Annotated in this window: 13 protein-coding genes; 6 read left to right on the top strand and 7 right to left on the bottom strand. The window is 71.6% G+C overall.

Features of this window, described 5'->3' with window-relative positions; translation table 11 throughout:
- Positions 1-29: 29 nt before the first annotated feature.
- On the top strand, positions 30-1,406 hold the full coding sequence (locus ACIQLK_RS01685) for an MFS transporter (RefSeq protein ID WP_400362393.1): 1,377 nt from the start codon (positions 30-32) through the stop codon (positions 1,404-1,406).
- Between the two features lie 84 nt (positions 1,407-1,490).
- Here ACIQLK_RS01685 and ACIQLK_RS01690 read toward each other — a convergent pair whose 3' ends face one another.
- From ACIQLK_RS01690 to ACIQLK_RS01700, 3 genes are read right to left on the bottom strand one after another with little or no spacing between them, the layout of a single operon-like run.
- Positions 1,491-2,126, bottom strand: a complete 636-nt coding sequence (locus ACIQLK_RS01690) for an NADPH-dependent F420 reductase (RefSeq protein ID WP_400362395.1) — start codon at positions 2,124-2,126, stop codon at positions 1,491-1,493.
- Between the two features lie 58 nt (positions 2,127-2,184).
- Complete coding sequence (locus ACIQLK_RS01695) at positions 2,185-4,530, bottom strand: glycosyl hydrolase family 95 catalytic domain-containing protein (RefSeq protein ID WP_400362397.1); 2,346 nt, start codon at positions 4,528-4,530, stop codon at positions 2,185-2,187.
- Positions 4,527-5,513 (bottom strand): aldo/keto reductase, encoded by a 987-nt coding sequence (locus ACIQLK_RS01700; RefSeq protein WP_400362398.1) that lies wholly within the window; start codon positions 5,511-5,513, stop codon positions 4,527-4,529. The genes ACIQLK_RS01695 and ACIQLK_RS01700 overlap by 4 nt, the downstream gene beginning before the upstream one ends.
- A 112-nt stretch (positions 5,514-5,625) precedes the next feature.
- Between ACIQLK_RS01700 and ACIQLK_RS01705 the strand changes: the two genes are divergently transcribed.
- From ACIQLK_RS01705 to ACIQLK_RS01720, 4 genes are read left to right on the top strand one after another with little or no spacing between them, the layout of a single operon-like run.
- Positions 5,626-6,756: an ROK family protein gene (locus ACIQLK_RS01705; RefSeq protein ID WP_400362400.1), complete on the top strand. Its 1,131-nt coding sequence runs from the start codon at positions 5,626-5,628 to the stop codon at positions 6,754-6,756.
- The gene (locus tag ACIQLK_RS01710; protein WP_400362402.1) at positions 6,749-7,696 is read left to right on the top strand and encodes a BadF/BadG/BcrA/BcrD ATPase family protein; all 948 of its coding nucleotides are present in this window, start codon (positions 6,749-6,751) and stop codon (positions 7,694-7,696) included. The genes ACIQLK_RS01705 and ACIQLK_RS01710 overlap by 8 nt, the downstream gene beginning before the upstream one ends.
- The gene (locus ACIQLK_RS01715; RefSeq protein WP_400362404.1) at positions 7,693-8,451 is read left to right on the top strand and encodes a glucosamine-6-phosphate deaminase; all 759 of its coding nucleotides are present in this window, start codon (positions 7,693-7,695) and stop codon (positions 8,449-8,451) included. The genes ACIQLK_RS01710 and ACIQLK_RS01715 overlap by 4 nt, the downstream gene beginning before the upstream one ends.
- Positions 8,448-11,396 carry a glycoside hydrolase family 2 TIM barrel-domain containing protein gene (locus ACIQLK_RS01720; RefSeq protein WP_400362406.1) on the top strand — a complete coding sequence of 983 codons (2,949 nt, stop codon included), beginning with the start codon at positions 8,448-8,450 and terminating at the stop codon, positions 11,394-11,396. Before ACIQLK_RS01715 ends, ACIQLK_RS01720 begins: the two co-directional genes overlap by 4 nt.
- A gap of 22 nt (positions 11,397-11,418) precedes the next feature.
- On the opposite strand, the gene ACIQLK_RS01725 is transcribed toward ACIQLK_RS01720, so the two are convergent.
- Together ACIQLK_RS01725 and ACIQLK_RS01730 are read right to left on the bottom strand one after the other, a co-directional pair.
- Positions 11,419-13,185, bottom strand: a complete 1,767-nt coding sequence (locus ACIQLK_RS01725) for a BCCT family transporter (RefSeq protein WP_400362408.1) — start codon at positions 13,183-13,185, stop codon at positions 11,419-11,421.
- A 70-nt stretch (positions 13,186-13,255) separates the two neighbouring features.
- The gene (locus ACIQLK_RS01730; RefSeq protein WP_400362410.1) at positions 13,256-13,771 is read right to left on the bottom strand and encodes a MarR family winged helix-turn-helix transcriptional regulator; all 516 of its coding nucleotides are present in this window, start codon (positions 13,769-13,771) and stop codon (positions 13,256-13,258) included.
- Positions 13,772-13,915: 144 nt separating this feature from the next.
- Here ACIQLK_RS01730 and ACIQLK_RS01735 point away from each other — a divergent pair, with 144 nt between their 5' ends.
- Positions 13,916-14,425, top strand: coding sequence for a hypothetical protein (locus ACIQLK_RS01735; protein WP_400362411.1), 510 nt, complete (start codon positions 13,916-13,918; stop codon positions 14,423-14,425).
- 6 nt (positions 14,426-14,431) lie between these two features.
- Here the strand turns inward: ACIQLK_RS01735 and dcd are convergent, their stop codons facing one another.
- Complete coding sequence (gene dcd / locus ACIQLK_RS01740) at positions 14,432-15,037, bottom strand: dCTP deaminase (RefSeq protein WP_400362412.1); 606 nt, start codon at positions 15,035-15,037, stop codon at positions 14,432-14,434.
- A gap of 28 nt (positions 15,038-15,065) precedes the next feature.
- The gene (locus ACIQLK_RS01745; protein ID WP_400362414.1) at positions 15,066-17,087 is read right to left on the bottom strand and encodes a beta-galactosidase; all 2,022 of its coding nucleotides are present in this window, start codon (positions 17,085-17,087) and stop codon (positions 15,066-15,068) included.
- Positions 17,088-17,093 lie beyond the last annotated feature (6 nt).

Consider the following 17,093-nt stretch of genomic DNA (forward strand, 5'->3'; position numbering starts at 1 on the left):
AGACCCGGCCGGGAGGTAGGGTGCGGCTCATGACGCGCACCACCGGCGGGACGCCCGAGACCCCCGCGACCCGAGCACCCTCCCGACCGGGCGTACTGGCCTGGGCTCTCTGGGACTGGGGGTCGGCCGCCTTCAACGCCGTCGTCACGACCTTCGTCTTCAGCACCTTCCTGGCGAGCTCCCTCTTCGTGGATCCCGCGATCGTCTCCGCCGCGGACGGTGACCCGTCGGACCCCGCTCTCGTCCGCGCCCTCGCCGGCAACGCGAGCGTCGTGGCCACGGCACTCATGATCGCGGGCATCCTCATCGCCGTCCTGGCCCCGGTGCTGGGACAGCGCTCCGACGGATCGGGGCGCCGCAAGCTCTGGCTCGGGATCAACACCTTCGTCGTGGTCCTCGCGATGGCCGCGATGGTGTTCGTCGAGGGCGCGCCGGGCTACCTCATCCTCGGTGCGACGCTCCTCGCGGTCGGCAACGTGTTCTTCGAGTTCGCGGGCGTCAACTACAACGCCATGCTCGTGCAGGTGTCGAGCCGCGAGAACATGGGCCGCGTCTCGGGCTTCGGCTGGGGCATGGGCTACGTCGGCGGGATCGTGCTGCTGGTGATCCTGCTCGTCGGCTTCATCGGACTCGTCGACAGCCCCGGCCCCCTCGGTGTCACGACCGACGGCGGACTCCACATCCGCCTCGCCGTCCTCGCCTCGGCCGTCTGGTTCGGCATCTTCGCGATCCCGGTCCTGGTGCGCGTTCCCGAGATCCCCGCGCGCGAGCGCGCGAACCGGGTGGGCTTCTTCGGGTCCTACCGGGTGCTGTGGGAGACGCTCGTGAAGCTGTGGCGCCGCGACCGTCAGGTGCTCGCCTTCCTGCTGGCGAGTGCGGTCTTCCGTGACGGGCTCGCCGGTGTGTTCACCTTCGGTGCGATCATCGCCGCGCAGGTGTTCGGCTTCACCTCGTCCGGCGTCCTCTACTTCGCCGTCGCCGCGAACGTGGTCGCCGGGATCTCGACGATCGTCGCGGGCCGCTTCGACGACCGCTTCGGCTCGAAGAACGTGATCATGGCCTCGCTCGTCGCGCTGATCGCCACAGGTACCGCCGTCCTGTTCATCGGCACGGCGCAGATCGGTTTCTGGATCGCGGGGCTGATCCTGTGCGCCTTCGTCGGACCGATCCAGTCAGCGTCGCGCACCTTCCTCGCGCGCATCACCCCCGAAGGACGCGAGGGTGAGATCTTCGGCCTCTACGCGACCACGGGACGCGCGGTGTCGTTCCTCGCGCCGGGCCTGTTCGCGCTGTTCGTCGGACTTTCCGGCGACACCCGCCTCGGCATCCTCGGAATCGTGCTCGTCCTGGCCGCCGGCTTCCTGCTCATGCTCCCCGTGAAGGCGCGTCAGAGCGAGATCTCCTGACGACACACGGCGAGCCGACGCGTTCGGCATCCATCCGGCGAAGATGAGCGCCGTTCGCGTCGGCTCGTGAGCGGATGCCGGGGCTCAGCGCTCGGCGCGTGCCAGGTTCTCGCGCAGCTCGTCGGCGGTCTGCCGGACGACGTAGGCGGGCTGGTCGCGCTCGACGCGCCAGCTCTCGTCGAGGCCACCGACGTTGACGGTGTCGAAGCCGAAGTCGTCGTAGACCTTCGTGATGAAGGTGACGGCGTCGGCCGAGTCGCTCGAGGTCGCGAGAGCACGGCGGTCGGGGGTGCCTGCGGGAGCGCCGTCGGTGGTGATGTCGGCGGCGGGGATGTGGTTGAAGCCCTTCACGACGGTCGACTGGGGCAGGCGCTCCTGCAGCATGCGCGACGTCGTGGTCTTCTTCTCGTCGAGCTCGGCGATGTGGCCGTCCCGCTCCCAGTAGTAGTTGTTGGTGTCGACGACGAACTTGCCGGCGAGCTCCTCGACGGGCAGCTCGTCGATCGCCTTCAGCGGAACGGTGACGACGACCCACTCGCCGAAGGTCGCGGCATCCTTCGCGGTCATGGCCCGGGCGTTCTCGCCCAGCTCTGCGACGAGATCGGTGAGCGTCTCGGGACCGCGAGAATTGCTGATCGCGACCTGGTGCCCCTGTGCGACGAGTCCGCGCGCGACCGCCGAACCGATGTGACCTGCTCCGATGATTCCTACGTGTGTCATACGACGAGGGAACGCGTCGGCCGCGCGGGCATTCCCGCCGACGCCTATGCGAATGCGATCACTCGCCGATGAGGATGCTCCACGCGCCGTCGAGCGTCGCCTCGATCTCGCGGTCCCCAGCCCGGAAGACGTGCGCCCCGTGCGCCGTGGCGACCCGGGCCCGCGCGCGAGCCGAGGTCACCGCGCCGGTGTCGTCCCAGGAGAGGTCGATCTCGACACCCGGCCGTGCCACGAGACCACGCACCGAACCCGCGCCGAGCGGAGCCGGCCAGGCGGGCAGGAGCGCGATCGCGTCGCCGTGCGACTGGACGAGGCACTCGGCGAGACCGGCGACGTACCCGAGGTTCCCGTCGATCTGGAACGGCGGGTGCGCCGCGAGGAAGTTGTCGTACAGGCCGCCGGACTGATCGCCGCGATCGACCGACATATCGCGGAACACCAGCGCCAGGAGGTCGGCGACACGCTCGGCCTCGCCGAGGCGCGCGCGCAGCGCGAGCTTCCACGCGAGCGACCAGCCGGTCGACTCGTCCTCTCGGAGGTCGAGGAAGCGGGATGCCGCGGCCGCGAGCTCGGGCGTGAGCGGTTCCGTCCCGGGGTAGGCGAACACGAGGGGCGAGAGGTGCCGGTGATGCGGGTCGACGGCCTCGCGGCCACCCGGCCACTCGGCGATCGAGCCGTCCGCGACGGGGATCTCGGGCAGGTTTTCCCTCGCGGTCCGGGCCTCGGCGACGAGACGGTCGTCGTCGTGGCCCAGGAGGTCCGCGAGGCGCAGGAACTCGTCGAGGTGCGCACGCAGCAGCACGATGTCGAGCGTGGCCGACGGCGAGACGGCCGCTGATCCACCCGCCCCGGTCCGGAACGTGTTCTCGGGCGAGGTCGACAGCGCGGTGCCCCACCGGCCGTCGCCGTCCGGCGCCGCCCAGGCGAGCGCGAACGCGGTCGCGCCGCGCAGCAGTCGGAACGCGCGGCGGCGCTCAGCCTGGTCGGCGACGCCGAAGGCGTCGCGCTCCGCCAGGTGCAGACCGAGCCAGAGACCGGCCATCGGCCAGAACGCCCAGGCCGCGTCGTGCACGCCGTCGCCGACGGGCTGGGTGTAGCCCCAGGCATCCGTGTTGTGATGCGCGACCCAACCGGGGGCGTCGTACAGGCGGCGCGCGGTCTCGGCACCGCTGTCGGCGAGCGCCTCGATGAGGTCGAGGAGCGGTTCTTCGGTCTCACTGAGATTGGCGGTGTGCGCGCCCCAGTAGTTCATCTCGACGTTGATGTTCGTCGTGTAGTTCGAGCTCCACTCGGGGCGCAGGTCCTGGTTCCAGATGCCCTGCAGCGTGCCAGGAAGACCGCCCGGGCGCGACGAGCAGACGAGCAGGTAGCGACCGTAGTGGAAGAGCAGCGCGGCCAGCCCCGGGTCGCGGCGGATGTCGACCGTGCCGTCGTGGCCGAGGTCGCGCAGCCGCTCGGCGGTGTCGCGGTCGGAGTCCGGCATCGGCGACAGCGACAGCTCGACCCGGCCGTAGAGGGCGGCGTGATCGGCCACCTGCGCCGCCCGCACCTCGTCGAGGCCGGCGGCGATCGCGGCGTCGACGAGCCCGGTCGCGCGGCGGGCGGCGGCACGCTCGGTGCCGGCCGGCATGCGCCCCATCCCGGCAAACGTGGTCGCCGTGGCGAGCACGACGGTCACGCGGGTCGCGCGCAGGACCCGTCCGCCGCGGACCGGCGTGCCGTCGGTGACGATGCGGGCGTGCAGGGCGCCCCGCACCGAGACGGCGTCGTCCTCGTACACGACGGGCTCGTCCACCTCGTCGTGCGGCGGCGTCACGTCGGACGGCGCCTGCACGAGCAGCGTCGTCGCGGTGTCGATCTCGACCCGGCCGAGCTCGCGCAGCTGGGTCTCGAGCTCGACGCGGACGTCGATCGGCTCGTCGCTCTCGAGCTCGTGCACGAGCACGCCGTGCGGGGCGCTGATCCAGGTGCGGTGGCGCAGCCCCGCCCCGGCGCGCGTGGCGGTGGCGACGTGGGTCGCCGTCGCCAGGTCGAGCTCGCGACGATAGTCCTCGACCTCGTCGGCGCTCGCCCCGTCGATGCGGAGCCGCAGGTCGGCGAAGGGGAGGAACGACTGCGCGTGGCTGTGCTGCAGTCGGCGGACGTGACGGTCGGCATCCTCTTCGCGGCCCTCGGCGACCGCGGCGCGGGCCTCGGCGAGAGCGTCGCGCGCTTCTTCCGCTGTGACGACCGGGGCGGCGAGCTCGCTGGCGGGGCTCCCCGACCAGAGGGTCTCGTCATTCAGGCGCAGGAGCGCGTCGGTCACGCCGCCGAAGCACATGGCCCCGAGCGCACCGTTGCCGAGGGGCAGCGCCTCGTTCCAGGTCTCCGCGGGTCGGCGGTACCACAGGACGTGCTCGGTCATCGTTCTCCTCCGGGCACCAGGCCCTCCTCTTCGAGGCCGCGCCAGAACTCCTCGGTCGGCGGCTCGTTGATGTATCCGGCCGTCTGCGCGACGTGCGCCGCCTTGCCGAGCCCCACCGTCACGTTGACCACGGCCGGATGCCGCAGCGGAAAGTGCAGGGCGGCGACGGGCAACGGCACTCGACGCGCCGCGCACGCGTCTGCGAGCCGTACAGCTCGACGATAGACGGCTTCGGGCGCAGAACCGTATTCATAGGGGGCGGCGGGATCCGGATGAGGTGTCGCGAGGAGCCCCGAGTTGTAGACCCCGACGGCGATGACGTCGACCCCGTGGGCGAGGGCGGCGGGCAGCACATCCAGCGCGGCGGGCTGTTCGAGGAGGGTGTACCGACCGGCGACCATCGCCACGTCGACCATCCCCGTCTCGATGATGCGCGTGAGGGTGGCGGGGTCCTTGGATCCGACGCCGACGGCCGAGATGACGCCCGTCTCGCGCAGCGCGACGAGGGCGGGCAGCGCCCCCTCGATCGCCTCGTCGACGCGCCCCTCGGGATCGTGCAGGTGCACGACGTCGACCCGGTCGAGGCCGAGGCGCTCGAGCGAGGCCTCGAGCGAGCGGCGGGCGCCGTCCGCCGAGAAGTCCCATCGCCGCCGCAAGGTCGCCTCGACCACGAACCCCTCGTCGTCGAGCCGGCCCGCGCCGTTCGGGTCCGGCTCGAGCAGCCGCCCGACCTTCGTCGACAGGACGTACTCGTCGCGCGGTCGGCCCGCGAGCGCCGCACCCAGCCGCCGTTCGCTGAGGCCGAGTCCGTAGTGGGGAGCGGTGTCGAAGACACGGATGCCGCTGTCCCAGACGCCGTCGACGATCGCTGCCGCCTCGGCGTCGTCGATCTCCTGGAAGAGGTTTCCGAGGGGCGCGGCGCCGAGGCCGAACCGCCCGGCGCCACGCAGGGATCCGGTGGGTGAGGAAGTGGTGGAGGGCACGGTTGCTCCGATGTCGGGGGTGGCGCCGCCGGTCTTGCGGCAGCGGCATCCGTCTGGTTTTATCTCAGAGTAAGACGAAAAGAGCGTCAGGGGAATGATGAGCGGCGAACGCGTGGCGAGCAGGGGCACGGCGACCAACGCCGACGTCACCCGCATCAACCGCACCGCCATCCTCGACGCCCTGCAGGCCGAGGGCTCCCTCACCCGCGCGGAGCTCATCGAGGCGACAGGGCTCGCGTCCGCGACGGTCCATCGCCTCTGCGCCCGGATGGTCGCCGACGGACTGCTCGCCGTCGAGCGCGACGCGAGCGGGATCGGACGGCCGACCCACCGCTACCGCCCCCTCGGCGAAGCCCGCACGGTCGTCGCACTCGACGTCACCTCCGGCGTCGCCCGAGGCGCGCTCATCGACCTGAACGGCGCAGTCCGCCACGAGGCGAACGAACGGCTGCACGGGGAGGACGGCGAGCTGTCGGCATCCTCCCGACTGGAGGGGATCGGGCGCCTCGTCGACCGTCTCATCCAGGCGGCCGCCCAGGCCGGAACGCCCGCGCAGGGGATCGGGCTGTCGGTCCCCGGCGTCGTGGACCCGGACGGCTCCGTCAGCGACTCGGTCGAGCTCGACTGGAACGGGGTCGCGGTCCGCGCCCTGATTCACGAGCGCACCGGACTGCCGGTCGTCGTGGAGAACGACGCCAATGCCGTCACGATCGGCGAGTGGACGCGCGGCGCCGGGCAGGGCACGGGTGACCTCGCGACCCTCGTCTTCGGCGTCGGCGTCGGCGCCGGGATCGTCTCGGGCGACCGTCTCGTGCGCGGGGCCGGCTCCGCCGCGGGCGAGATCGGCTACCTCGTCACGGATCCGACCGCGTTCGCGCAGGACCCGGGAGCCGGCGGCGACCTCGAGACCCGCGTGTTCGCACTCGGCGCCGCCTCGGCCGATGATGCGTCGACGATGGCCGTGCTCGACGAGCGCGACGATGATCGCGCGGAGCGGTTGCTCGACCACATCGCGATGTCGGTGGCGGCGCTCGCGGTGATCCTCGACTGCCGCGTCGTGATCCTCGCCGGCCGCCTGCCGCAGCGCACCGACCGGCTCATCGACGGCGTCACGCGGCGGCTCCGCGGCCGCATCCCGCGGCCGCCGTCGCTCGTCGTCGGAGAGCTCGGCGAGGACGCGGCGCTCGTCGGCATCGGCCAGCTCATCATCGATCACGTGAAAGGGGCGGTCTACCTTGCCTGAGACCCGGTACCCGACCCCCGGTGCGGTCGTCGGCGTCGACGTCGGCGGCACGAAAACGCACCTGCGCGCGCTCGTGGACGGCGAGGTCGTCGACCGCATCGTCCCGAGCGACCTGTGGCGTGCGGGCGCGATCTTCGACGACGTGCGCAACTTCGACCGCCTCGCCCGGCTCGTCGTCGACACCGTCGGCGCGGCACCCCAGGTGACCGTCGTCGGCGCACACGGCGTCGACAGCACGCGGCAGCGCGATCAGGCGACCGACCTGCTGGACGAGCGGATGCCGGGGGTCGTCGCGGTCGTCAACGACGCCGTGCTCCTCGCCCCGGCCATGGGTCTCGAGGCCGCCGTCTGCGTCATCGCGGGCACCGGCTCGGCGATCGTCGGCTTCGATTCCGACGGCGAGGCCGTGACGGCCGACGGCTACGGGTGGCTCATCGCCGACGACGCCAGCGCACCCGGCATCTCGCGCCGCGCCGCCGTGGCCCTGCTCCGCACCGTCGACCGCGAAGGTGCGGCCGCGATGACCGACCCGCTGGCCACCCGGTTCCTCGCCGCGTTCGACGCCCTCGACCACGTCGATCTCGCCCTCCGGTTCCAGGCGACCGCGAGCGAGGCGGCATGGGGCGGGTTCGCCCCGTACGTCTTCGACGCGGTCGCCGAGGGCTCGCCCATCGCCCGCGCGGTGATCGCGGCATCCGCTGCGCACCTGGCCGACGCGGTCGCCGCCGTCCGCGGACGCGGCGCGCTGGGCAGCGACGTCATCGCCGCCGGCGGTGTCATGACGGCACAACCGCTGCTCGCCGACCTCCTGCGCGCCGAGCTGCACGTCCGCGATGCGTCGTTGCGGCTGCAGGTGCTCGACGAACCCCCGGTCGCCGGCGCGCTCGCGCTGGCCCTGGCCCACTCGGACGCCCCCTCCCCCCGAAAGGTGCTCTCGTGAGGATCCTGCTCTCCCCCGATGCCGCCGGCGCCGGCGAGACCGCCGCGGCGATCATCGCCGCCTCCATCGGCGACCGTCCCGCTCCCGTGCTCGGCGTCGCGACCGGGTCGAGCCCGCAGCCGCTCTACCGGGCGCTCGGCGCGCGCGTCCGGGCAGGTCTCGACCTCTCCCGCGCCGCCGCGTTCGCTCTCGACGAGTACGTCGGCCTGCCGGTCGACCACCCCGAGAGCTACCACTCCGTCATCGCCCGCGAGGTGACCGGCCCGCTCGGCCTCGACCCCGCCCGCGTGCACGTGCCCGAGGGTGCCTCCGCCGATCCGACGGAGGCAGCCGCACGGTACGAGGGGGCGATCGCGGCAGCGGGCGGCGTGGACCTGCAGATCCTCGGCATCGGGGCGAACGGCCACATCGGCTTCAACGAGCCCGGCTCCGAGGTCGATTCGCGCACCCGGGTGGTCGAGCTGGCGCCGCGGACCGTCGCCGACAACAGCCGGTTCTTCGACGGCGACGCGGGTCGCGTTCCCACCCACGCGCTCACACAGGGGATCGGCACGATCCTCGACGCCCGCGAGATCGTGCTCGTCGCGTGGGGTGAGTCGAAGGCCGACGCCGTGGCGCGAGCCGTCGAGGGACCGCAGACCGCGGAGCTCCCGGCATCCTTCCTGCAGCGTCACGACCGCGTCACCCTCGTCCTCGACGCGGCGGCAGCCTCTCGGCTGAACCCGGCGTCGCTTCGCCTGGAGGCCGCCCGATGACCGCTCCCGTCTTCGATGTCGCCCGCATCGGTCCCGGTGAGGGGTCAGTGCCGCCGCGCACCCGGCTGCGCTCGGACGCTCCCACCCAGTCTCTCGACGGCCGGTGGCGGTTCCGCCTCTCGCCGTCCCCCGCGCTCGCGCCGCACGACGGCTGGATCTCAGGTGAGACCGCGGACTGGGACGAGATCGCCGTCCCCGCGCACTGGAACATGAGCGGGTTCGGCACCCCGGCGTACTCGAACGTGCAGTTCCCGTTCCCGATCGATCCGCCCTACCCACCCGACGAGAACCCCGTCGGCGACTACGTGCGCCGGATCGACGTCGACGACGCGCTTCGACGGGTGAGGGATGCCGGGGGCCGCGTCCTCCTGCGCTTCGACGGGATCGAGTCCGCCGCCGACGTGTTCGTCAACGGGGTGCGTCTCGGCTCGACCCGCGGCAGCCGCCTGACCCATGAGTTCGACGTCACAGATCAGCTCACCGGCGAGGGCGACGTCATCGCGGTGCGCGTCGCGCAGTTCTCCGACGGCACCTACCTCGAGAACCAGGACATGTGGTGGCTGCCCGGCATCTTCCGGAGCGTCGCCCTCCTCGCCCGGCCCGCGGGCGGCATCGACGACGCTGTCATCACCGGCGACTACGACCACGAGACCGGCCACGGCTCCGTCGCGGTCACCACATCGATCGATGCCGTGCTCGAGGTGCCCGAGCTCGGTGTCCGCGTCGACGTGGCCGCCGGCCGCACGACGGTGGATGCCGGTGAGGTCGAACCCTGGTCCGCCGAGACCCCTCGCCTCTACGACGCGACGCTCGCGACGGCATCCGAGACCGTCTCGGTGCGCATCGGCTTCCGCCGGGTCCGCGCCGAGGGCGGCGTGCTGACCCTCAACGGTCGCCCGATCATGCTCCGCGGCGTGAACCGCCACGAGCACGACCCCGACCGCGGCCGGGTGCACACCACCGAGCTCGCGCGGCGCGACCTCGTGCTCATGAAGCAGCACAACATCAACGCGATCCGGACGTCCCACTACCCGCCGCACGCCGAGCTGCTCGACCTCGCCGACGAGCTCGGTCTCTACGTCATCGACGAGTGCGATCTCGAGACGCACGAGTACGAGTACGTGTCGTGGCGCGGCAACCCGAGCGACGACCCGGCGTGGGAGGCATCCTTCGTCGACCGCATCCGCCGCACCGTCACGCGCGACCGGACCCACCCGAGCGTCATCATGTGGTCGCTCGGCAACGAGTCGGGCGCCGGCTGCAACATCCGCGCGATGGCCCGCTGGGTGCGCGAGAACGACGACACCCGGCTCATCCACTACGAGGGCGACCACTCCAGCCGCGACACCGACGTGTATTCGCGGATGTACGCGTCTCACGACGAGGTCCGGCGGATCGGCGAGGAGGCGGACGAGATCCCGCCCGCCGACATCGGCGCCGCCGAGCTGCGCCGCCGCTCGCTGCCGTTCGTGCACTGCGAGTTCGGCCACGCGATGGGCAACAGCCCGGGCGGGGTGAAGGAGTACTGGGACCTCTACGAGCGCTTCCCGCGCCTCGCCGGCGGTTTCATCTGGGAGTGGATCGAGCACGCCATCGCGATCGAGGACGAGCACGGCCGCCGAGCGTTCCGCTACGGCGGCGACTTCGGCGAGTCCGTCCACGACCACAACTTCGTCATCGACGGCCTGATCAGCGCCGACCGCGACGTGCGCCCCGGCCTCGTCGACTACGCGGCGATCATCGCTCCGGTCGTGATGGAGGTGGATGCCGACCGTCGCCGCATCCGGCTGCAGAACCGCTACGACCACGTCGACACCGGCCACCTCGTCTACCGGTGGCGCCGCGAGGCCGACGGCGAGGTCGTCGCGCAGGGCGAGCTGTCCGTCCCCGCCGTGGGACCGCGAGAGCGCACCGAGATCGAGCTTCCTCACGAAGCGCGCACCGTGACGGGCGCGGTCGTGGCCGATGCGCTGACGATCGACGCCGCGCTGCGGCAGGAGACCGACTGGGCGCCGGCGGGGCACGTCGTCGCGACGGGCCAGCACATCGCCGCCGGCTCGCCTCGCGTGGGTGCCGCGAGCGTTCCGGACCCCGACGACTTCGACCGCCGCGGCCGGCCGCTGCGGCTCGGCTCGCTCGACGTCGTCGCGGGTCCCGGAATCGGGATCTGGCGTGCGCCGACCGACAACGACCTCTTCCCCGGCTGGGACGAGCCGACCCTGCCCCCGATGGCGGAGCGATGGGCTCTGGCGCGCATCGACCGGATGCAGACCCGCGTCCGCAGCATCGAGTCGGATACCGCGGCCCTGATCGTCGACACGCGGGTGGGGGCTCCGTCGTTCGACAGCGGCGTCGACGCGCTGTGGCGATGGTCGTCCGTCCCCGAGGGCCTGCTGCTCGAGCTCGACCTGCGCAGCATCGGCTCATGGGACAACTCGTGGATCGAGAAGGCGCCGTTCTCGTGGACCGTCGACTGGGCGCGCCTGGGCATCGACGTGACGTTCGCCGGGGCGCCGGTCGGGATGGAGTTCGCCGGTCTCGGCCCAGGTCCCAGCTACCCCGACACCGCCTCGGGCGTCCACTTCGGCTGGTTCGAGGCTGGCCCCGATGACCTGGTCACCCCGCACGTCCGACCGCAGGAGAGCGGATCGCGACGCGGAGTGCGCACCGCCGTCATCCGCACCACCGAGGGCGCCGTGCGCGTGAGCGTCGTCGGCGGTGAGGCGCTCGATGCCGGTGTCGCACTGACGGTGTCGCCGTGGGACCGCACGGCGCTCAGCACGACGTCGCACGCGTCGCTGCTGCCGACACCGACCGCGACGCACGTGTCGATCGACATCGCGCAGTCCGGCGTCGGCACCGCGACGTGCGGGCCGGGCGTGCTGCCCCGTCACCGCCTGCCGGCGCGCGACGCGTCGTTCGCGCTGCTGTTCGAGACCGTCTGATCCCGGACGGGCCCGGGGCGGGTCAGTCGACCCGCTTCCGGCCCTCCGCGTCGCCTCTGGGCGGCTTGACGGGGATGGCCCGCCGCACGAACGCGGGCAGGCTGAGGCCGCGCTCGTTGGGCTCTTCGACCTCGAGGCCGTAGTGGTCGCCGATGTCCGCGACGAACCGACGCCGCTCGGCCCGCGCATACGCGGCCCGCTCCCGCTGGAAGGCGAGGACGGTCGACCAGCACATCAGCAGCATGACCACCGAGAACGGCAGAGCGATGAGGATGGCCGCCGTCTGCAGCGCCTGGAGTCCTCCGGCCAACAGGAGAGCGCTGGCAAGGACAGCGGTCAGGGCGACGAAGAAGACACGGACCCAGCGCTTGGGCTCCGGGTTGCCGCCCGAGGCGATCATCCCCATCACCAGCGCGCCCGAGTCGGCCGAGGTGACGAAGAACACCGCGATGAGGACGATTGCGCCGATGGTGAGAACCGCGCCGCCGGGCAGGTACGAGAAGAGCTGGAAGAGTGCGCCCTGCAGATCGACCTTGCCGTCGGCACCGAGCATCGAGCCGGGGTCGGTGGTCTCCTTCAGGATCGCCGAGCCGCCGAGGACGGCGAACCAGATGACACCGACGAGGGTCGGGACGAGCAGCACCCCCGCGACGAACTGCCGCACGGTGCGCCCCTTGCTCACGCGGGCGATGAAGATGCCGACGAAGGGCGCCCACGAGATCCACCAGCCCCAGTAGAACGAGGTCCACGACGCCTGCCACTCCTCGCCGGCGGTGCCCTGGAACGCGCTGACGGTGAACGAGAGCCCGACGAAGTTCTGAATGTACGCGCCGATCGACTGCACCCACTCGCGCAGAAGGTACTCCGTGCTGCCCGCGAAGAGAAGGAACAGCAGGAGCAGGCCCGCGAGGATCAGGTTGAGGCTCGAGAGCCACTTCATCCCCTTGGTCACGCCGGAGATCACCGACATGAGGACGAAGAGCGAGATCACGAAAATGAGGATGATCTCGGTGAACTCGTTGAGCTGCGGCATCCCGGCGGCGGTCAGTCCCGAGCCGATCTGCGTCACACCCAGGCCGAGGGAGGTGGCGACCCCGAAGAGCGTCCCGACGAGCGCGACCGCGTCGATGACGTTGCCGGCGCCGCCGTGGACCCGCTTGCCGAGCAGAGGCTCGAGCGCCCAGCGGATCGAGATGGGGCGCTTGCGTCGGTGGATGGCATAGGCGAGGGCCACGCCGACCACGACGTACATCGCCCATGCCTGCACCCCCCAGTGGAGGTAGGTCTGCGTGAGGGCGGCACTCGCCAACTGCGCCGAGTTGCCCTCGACACCCGGTCGCGGCGTGACGAAGTGGCTGAGCGGCTCGCTCACGCCGTAGAACACGAGACCGATGCCCATACCGGCAGCGAACAGCAGCGAGAACCACGCGCCCGTGGAGAACTCGGGCTCGTCGTCGTCGCGACCGAGCTTGATGTCGCCGAACCGGCTGAAGCCGATGAAAATCGCGAAGGCGACGAAGAATGCGGCGATCAGCACGTAGTACCAGTTGAAGGCGTTGACGATCGTCGTCTGCACCCCGCCGAAGAACGCCTCGGCCTGGCTCGGGAGCAGGATGGCGAAGAGGCTGAAGCCGACGATCAGGACCGCCGCGGGCCAGAACACCCAGGGGGCGATCGCCCGCGTGAAGCCCGCTGGAGTCGTCCCGCCTCCGGATGAGTCGGGGACGACGGGCGTCGAGGCGGACGGCTGTTCTGCTTCCGCGGAGGACTGCTGCTGCTCGGTGCTCACCTTTCCAGGGTGGCACCGAGCGTCCATCCGGTCACCTTCTTGCGCGCGGGACGCCGATCGGGTTAGAGGCTCAGTCGCGGGGCCAGGATGCCGCGAGCTTGCCGAGGAGGCGGACGAGCTCCGCGCGCTCGTCGTTCGTGAAATCGGCCAGCGCGCGGGAGAGCCGCTCGCGACGCTCGCCTCGGAAGTCGCCCGCGCGGCGCCGGCCCTCGGCGGTGAGCGCGATGCGGGTGCGACGGGCGTCGTCCGGGTCGGCCTCGCGAGCTACGAGACCGAGTTCGACGGCCTGCTGTACCAGGCGCGAGGCGCGCGGCTGGTCGACGCCGATCGCGTCGGCGATCTCGCTCACCGACAGCGGATGCTCGGCGTGGACGAGGGCGTCGAGCAGACGGATGCGGGCGGGTGCGCCCGCCAGGCGCGCGCCCGGGCCGAAGCCGCGCTCCCCGCGCATCCAGGGCGGGCCGCCGTCGGAGTGCGGGCCGTGGGCGTGCGGGCCGCCGGGGTGATGCCGCTGCGGGCCACCGCGTCCGCGCATCTGCGCGAAGGCGGCCAGCAGGGCGTCGAGGTCGCCGGTGGGATCGGTCACCCTTCGACGATACCGGCAGAGGCGGCATCCATGTCACTTGACATGCACCGGCATTGCATGTCACACTGCATGTACTTGCACAATGACATGCAATGGTCATCGCGGAGAGTCCGCCGATGACACGACGTCTCGGAAGGACACCCCATGAACACCTCCATCAACGACACCCTCGGATTCCGCCTGAAGCTCGTCCACCGCCTGGTGGCACGCGCGCTCCGTGAGCAGGCAGAGCACGCCGGGCCCGGAGCTCAGCGGGACGATATCGTCGCCGCCGTGCAGACCCGGATCTCGGCCGCCGTTCACGAGGACGACTACGACACCCTGCTCCGGTCGCTCGATGCGATCGCACGGGAGCTCGGCTGGGACGAATCACAGCCGATGCCGCCCCGCCCCGGACGCGGTCATCGCCGCGGCGGGTTCGGCCGTGGCTTCGGGCGCGGTTTCGGTCCGCACCGCGGCGAGGGCTTCGGCCCGCGGCACGGTCACCGGTTCGATCACCACGACCGGCACGCCGAGCACGATCGCGACTGCGGTCACGGGCACGGGCACGGTCACGGTCACGGCGAGCGGCGCGGCTTCGCGCAGCACGCCGCCGTCGCCGAAGCCTTCGAGCGCGGATTCACCCGCGGCTACGAGCAGGCGCAGCGCGACTGAACGCGGTCAGTTCCCCTTCGCACCGGCGTCGGTCGTCCCGACGTCGGTGCGGTGGAAGTTCTGGAACGAGCGGGATGCCGTCGGCCCCCGCTGCCCCTGATACCGGTTCTTGTACGGCCCGGTGCCGTAGGGGTTCTCGGCCGGCGAGCTCAGGCGGAAGAAGCAGAACTGACCGATCTTCATCCCCGGCCACAGTTTGATCGGGAGCGTCGCGACGTTCGCGAGCTCGAGCGTCACGTGACCCGAGAATCCGGGATCGATGAACCCCGCCGTCGAATGGGTGATGAGCCCCAGGCGACCGAGCGAGCTCTTGCCCTCGAGCCGCGCCGCGACGTCGTCGGGCAGGGTGATCTGCTCGAACGTCGCTCCCAGCGCGAACTCCCCCGGGTGCAGGATGAACGGCTCGTCGGGCGCCACCTCGATGAGTCGCGTCAGTTCGGGCTGATCCTCGGACGGGTCGATGAACGGGTACTTGTGGTTGTCGAACAGCCGGAAGTACCGGTCGAGCCGCACGTCGACGCTCGACGGCTGGACCATCGCCGGGTCCCAGGGGTCGAGACCGATGCGGCCTCCGTCGATCTCGAGTCGGATGTCGCGGTCGCTGAGCAGCACGCGGCCAGCCTACTGTCCGCCTGCACCGTCAGCGCGCGGCGCGGACGACCACCACTCCCCGCGGCGGCACGACGACACCGGATGCCGCGGCCTCCCCTACGAGCACGTCGCCGACCACCGGCGCCACGACCTCGTCGTCGGTCCGGTTCGAGAGGAACACGTACCGGGCCTCGCTGTCGCCGCGCTCGATGACATCGAGCCGGCCGTCGGCCGACCGCGCGTCACCGGCGAGCGCCTCGAGGCCGAGCCCCGCGAGCACCGCGCGGACGCCGTCGCGGCCGATGTCGGCCGAGACGTACGTCGCGGTGCCACCCGCGGCAAGGCTCCGCCGGGTCACCGCCGGCGCACCGGCGAGGTCTCCGTCGGCGTAGGTGTCGAGCACCGCGACGTCGTCCCCGACGTGCACGATCCGCTCGGTCCAGCCGTGCGCGACGGCTCCCGAGGCGAGGGCGATGCGCTCCTCGGGCAGCAGCGGCACGAACTCCTCGACCATGACGCCGAGCAGCTCGCGCAGCGCGCCGGGGTAGCCGCCGAGCCAGACGCGGTCGTTCTCGTCGACGATGCCCGAGAAGTAGGTCGTGACGAGGTGGCCACCGGCATCCGTGTACGCCTCGAGACGCGACCGCAGGTCGTCGGGCACCACGTGCAGCATCGGGGCGATGAGCACCTCGTACCCGTCGAACGCCGCGCCGACGGGGATGACGTCGGCGCGGACGCCGAGGTCGAGAAGCGCCCGGTACCAGGCGAGGGTCTCGTCGTCGTAGGCGGGCGAGTCCGATGGGTGGGCGTCGCGGCCGCTGACCCACCACGACTCGTAGTCGAACACGATCGCGACGCGCGCCTTCTCTCGCCGCGAGCCGTTCACCGTCGACAGGTCGCGCAGCGCTCCACCGAGGGCGACCACGTCGCGGAAGACGCGGCTGTTCTCGCCCGCGTGCGGAACCATGCCGGAGTGGTACCGCTCCCCGCCGGCGCGGGACTGCCGCCACTGGAAGTAGCAGACCGCGTCGGCACCGTGGCCGACGTGCGTCAGGGCGTCGCGCACGAGTTCGCCGGGCCGCTTGGGCGGGTTGACCTCGCGCCAGTTGACGGCGCTCGTCGCGTGCTCCATGAGGAACCAGGGCCGCCCGCCCGCGAGGTTGCCCGTGAGGTTCGCCCAGAACGAGAGGTCGTCGCGGCCGAGCTCGCCGGGTCGCAGGTAGTGGTCGTTCGAGACGAAGTCGACGTCGCCCACCCACGACGAGTAGTCGATGTCGCGGACGTTCTGCGCGACCATGAAGTTCGTCGTCCGCGGGATGCCGGGGGTCACCTCGTCGAGCACCGCCGCCTCGGCGCGCAGGTGGTCGCGGACGGCATCCGACGAAAAGCGCTCGAAGTCGAGCTGCTGCCCGGGGTTGCGGATCGTCGGCGCCGAACGCGGCGGCAGGATCTCGTCCCACTCCTCGTAGTGCTGCGACCAGAACGCCGTGCCCCACGCGTCGTTGAGGGCCTCGATCGTGCCGTAGCGCGCTTCGAGCCAGACGCGGAACGCCCGCGCGGCGTCGTCGGAGTAGTCGTAGAGGTTGTGGCATCCGAGCTCGTTCGAGATGTGCCACGCGACGACGGCGGGGTGGTCGCCGTAGCGCTCGGCGAGCGCACGCACGAGACGCAGGGCATACTCGCGGAAGATCGGCGACGTCGGCCGCCAGTGCTGGCGGGCGCCCGGCCAGAGGATCGTGCCGTCGACCGTCTGCGGCAGGATCTCGGGATGCCGCCGGGCCATCCACGACGGCGGCGAGGCCGTCGCGGTCGCGAGGTCCACGTCGATGCCGTTCGCGTGCAGCAGCTCGATGATCTCGTCGAGCCACGCGAAGTCGAACTCGCCGGGACGAGGTTCGAGGAGGCCCCACGAGAAGATGCCGAGCGAGACGATGTTGACGCCCGCCTCGCGCATGAGCCGGATGTCGTCGTCCCACACCTCGCGAGGCCACTGCTCGGGGTTGTAGTCGGCGCCGTAGCGCATGGTCCCGGGCTCCTGCGAGCCGTCCTTCACCCAGCGATAGTTCTGCACGCGACC

It is taken from the genome of Microbacterium sp. NPDC091382 (assembly GCF_044757025.1).
Lineage (GTDB): Bacteria > Actinomycetota > Actinomycetes > Actinomycetales > Microbacteriaceae > Microbacterium.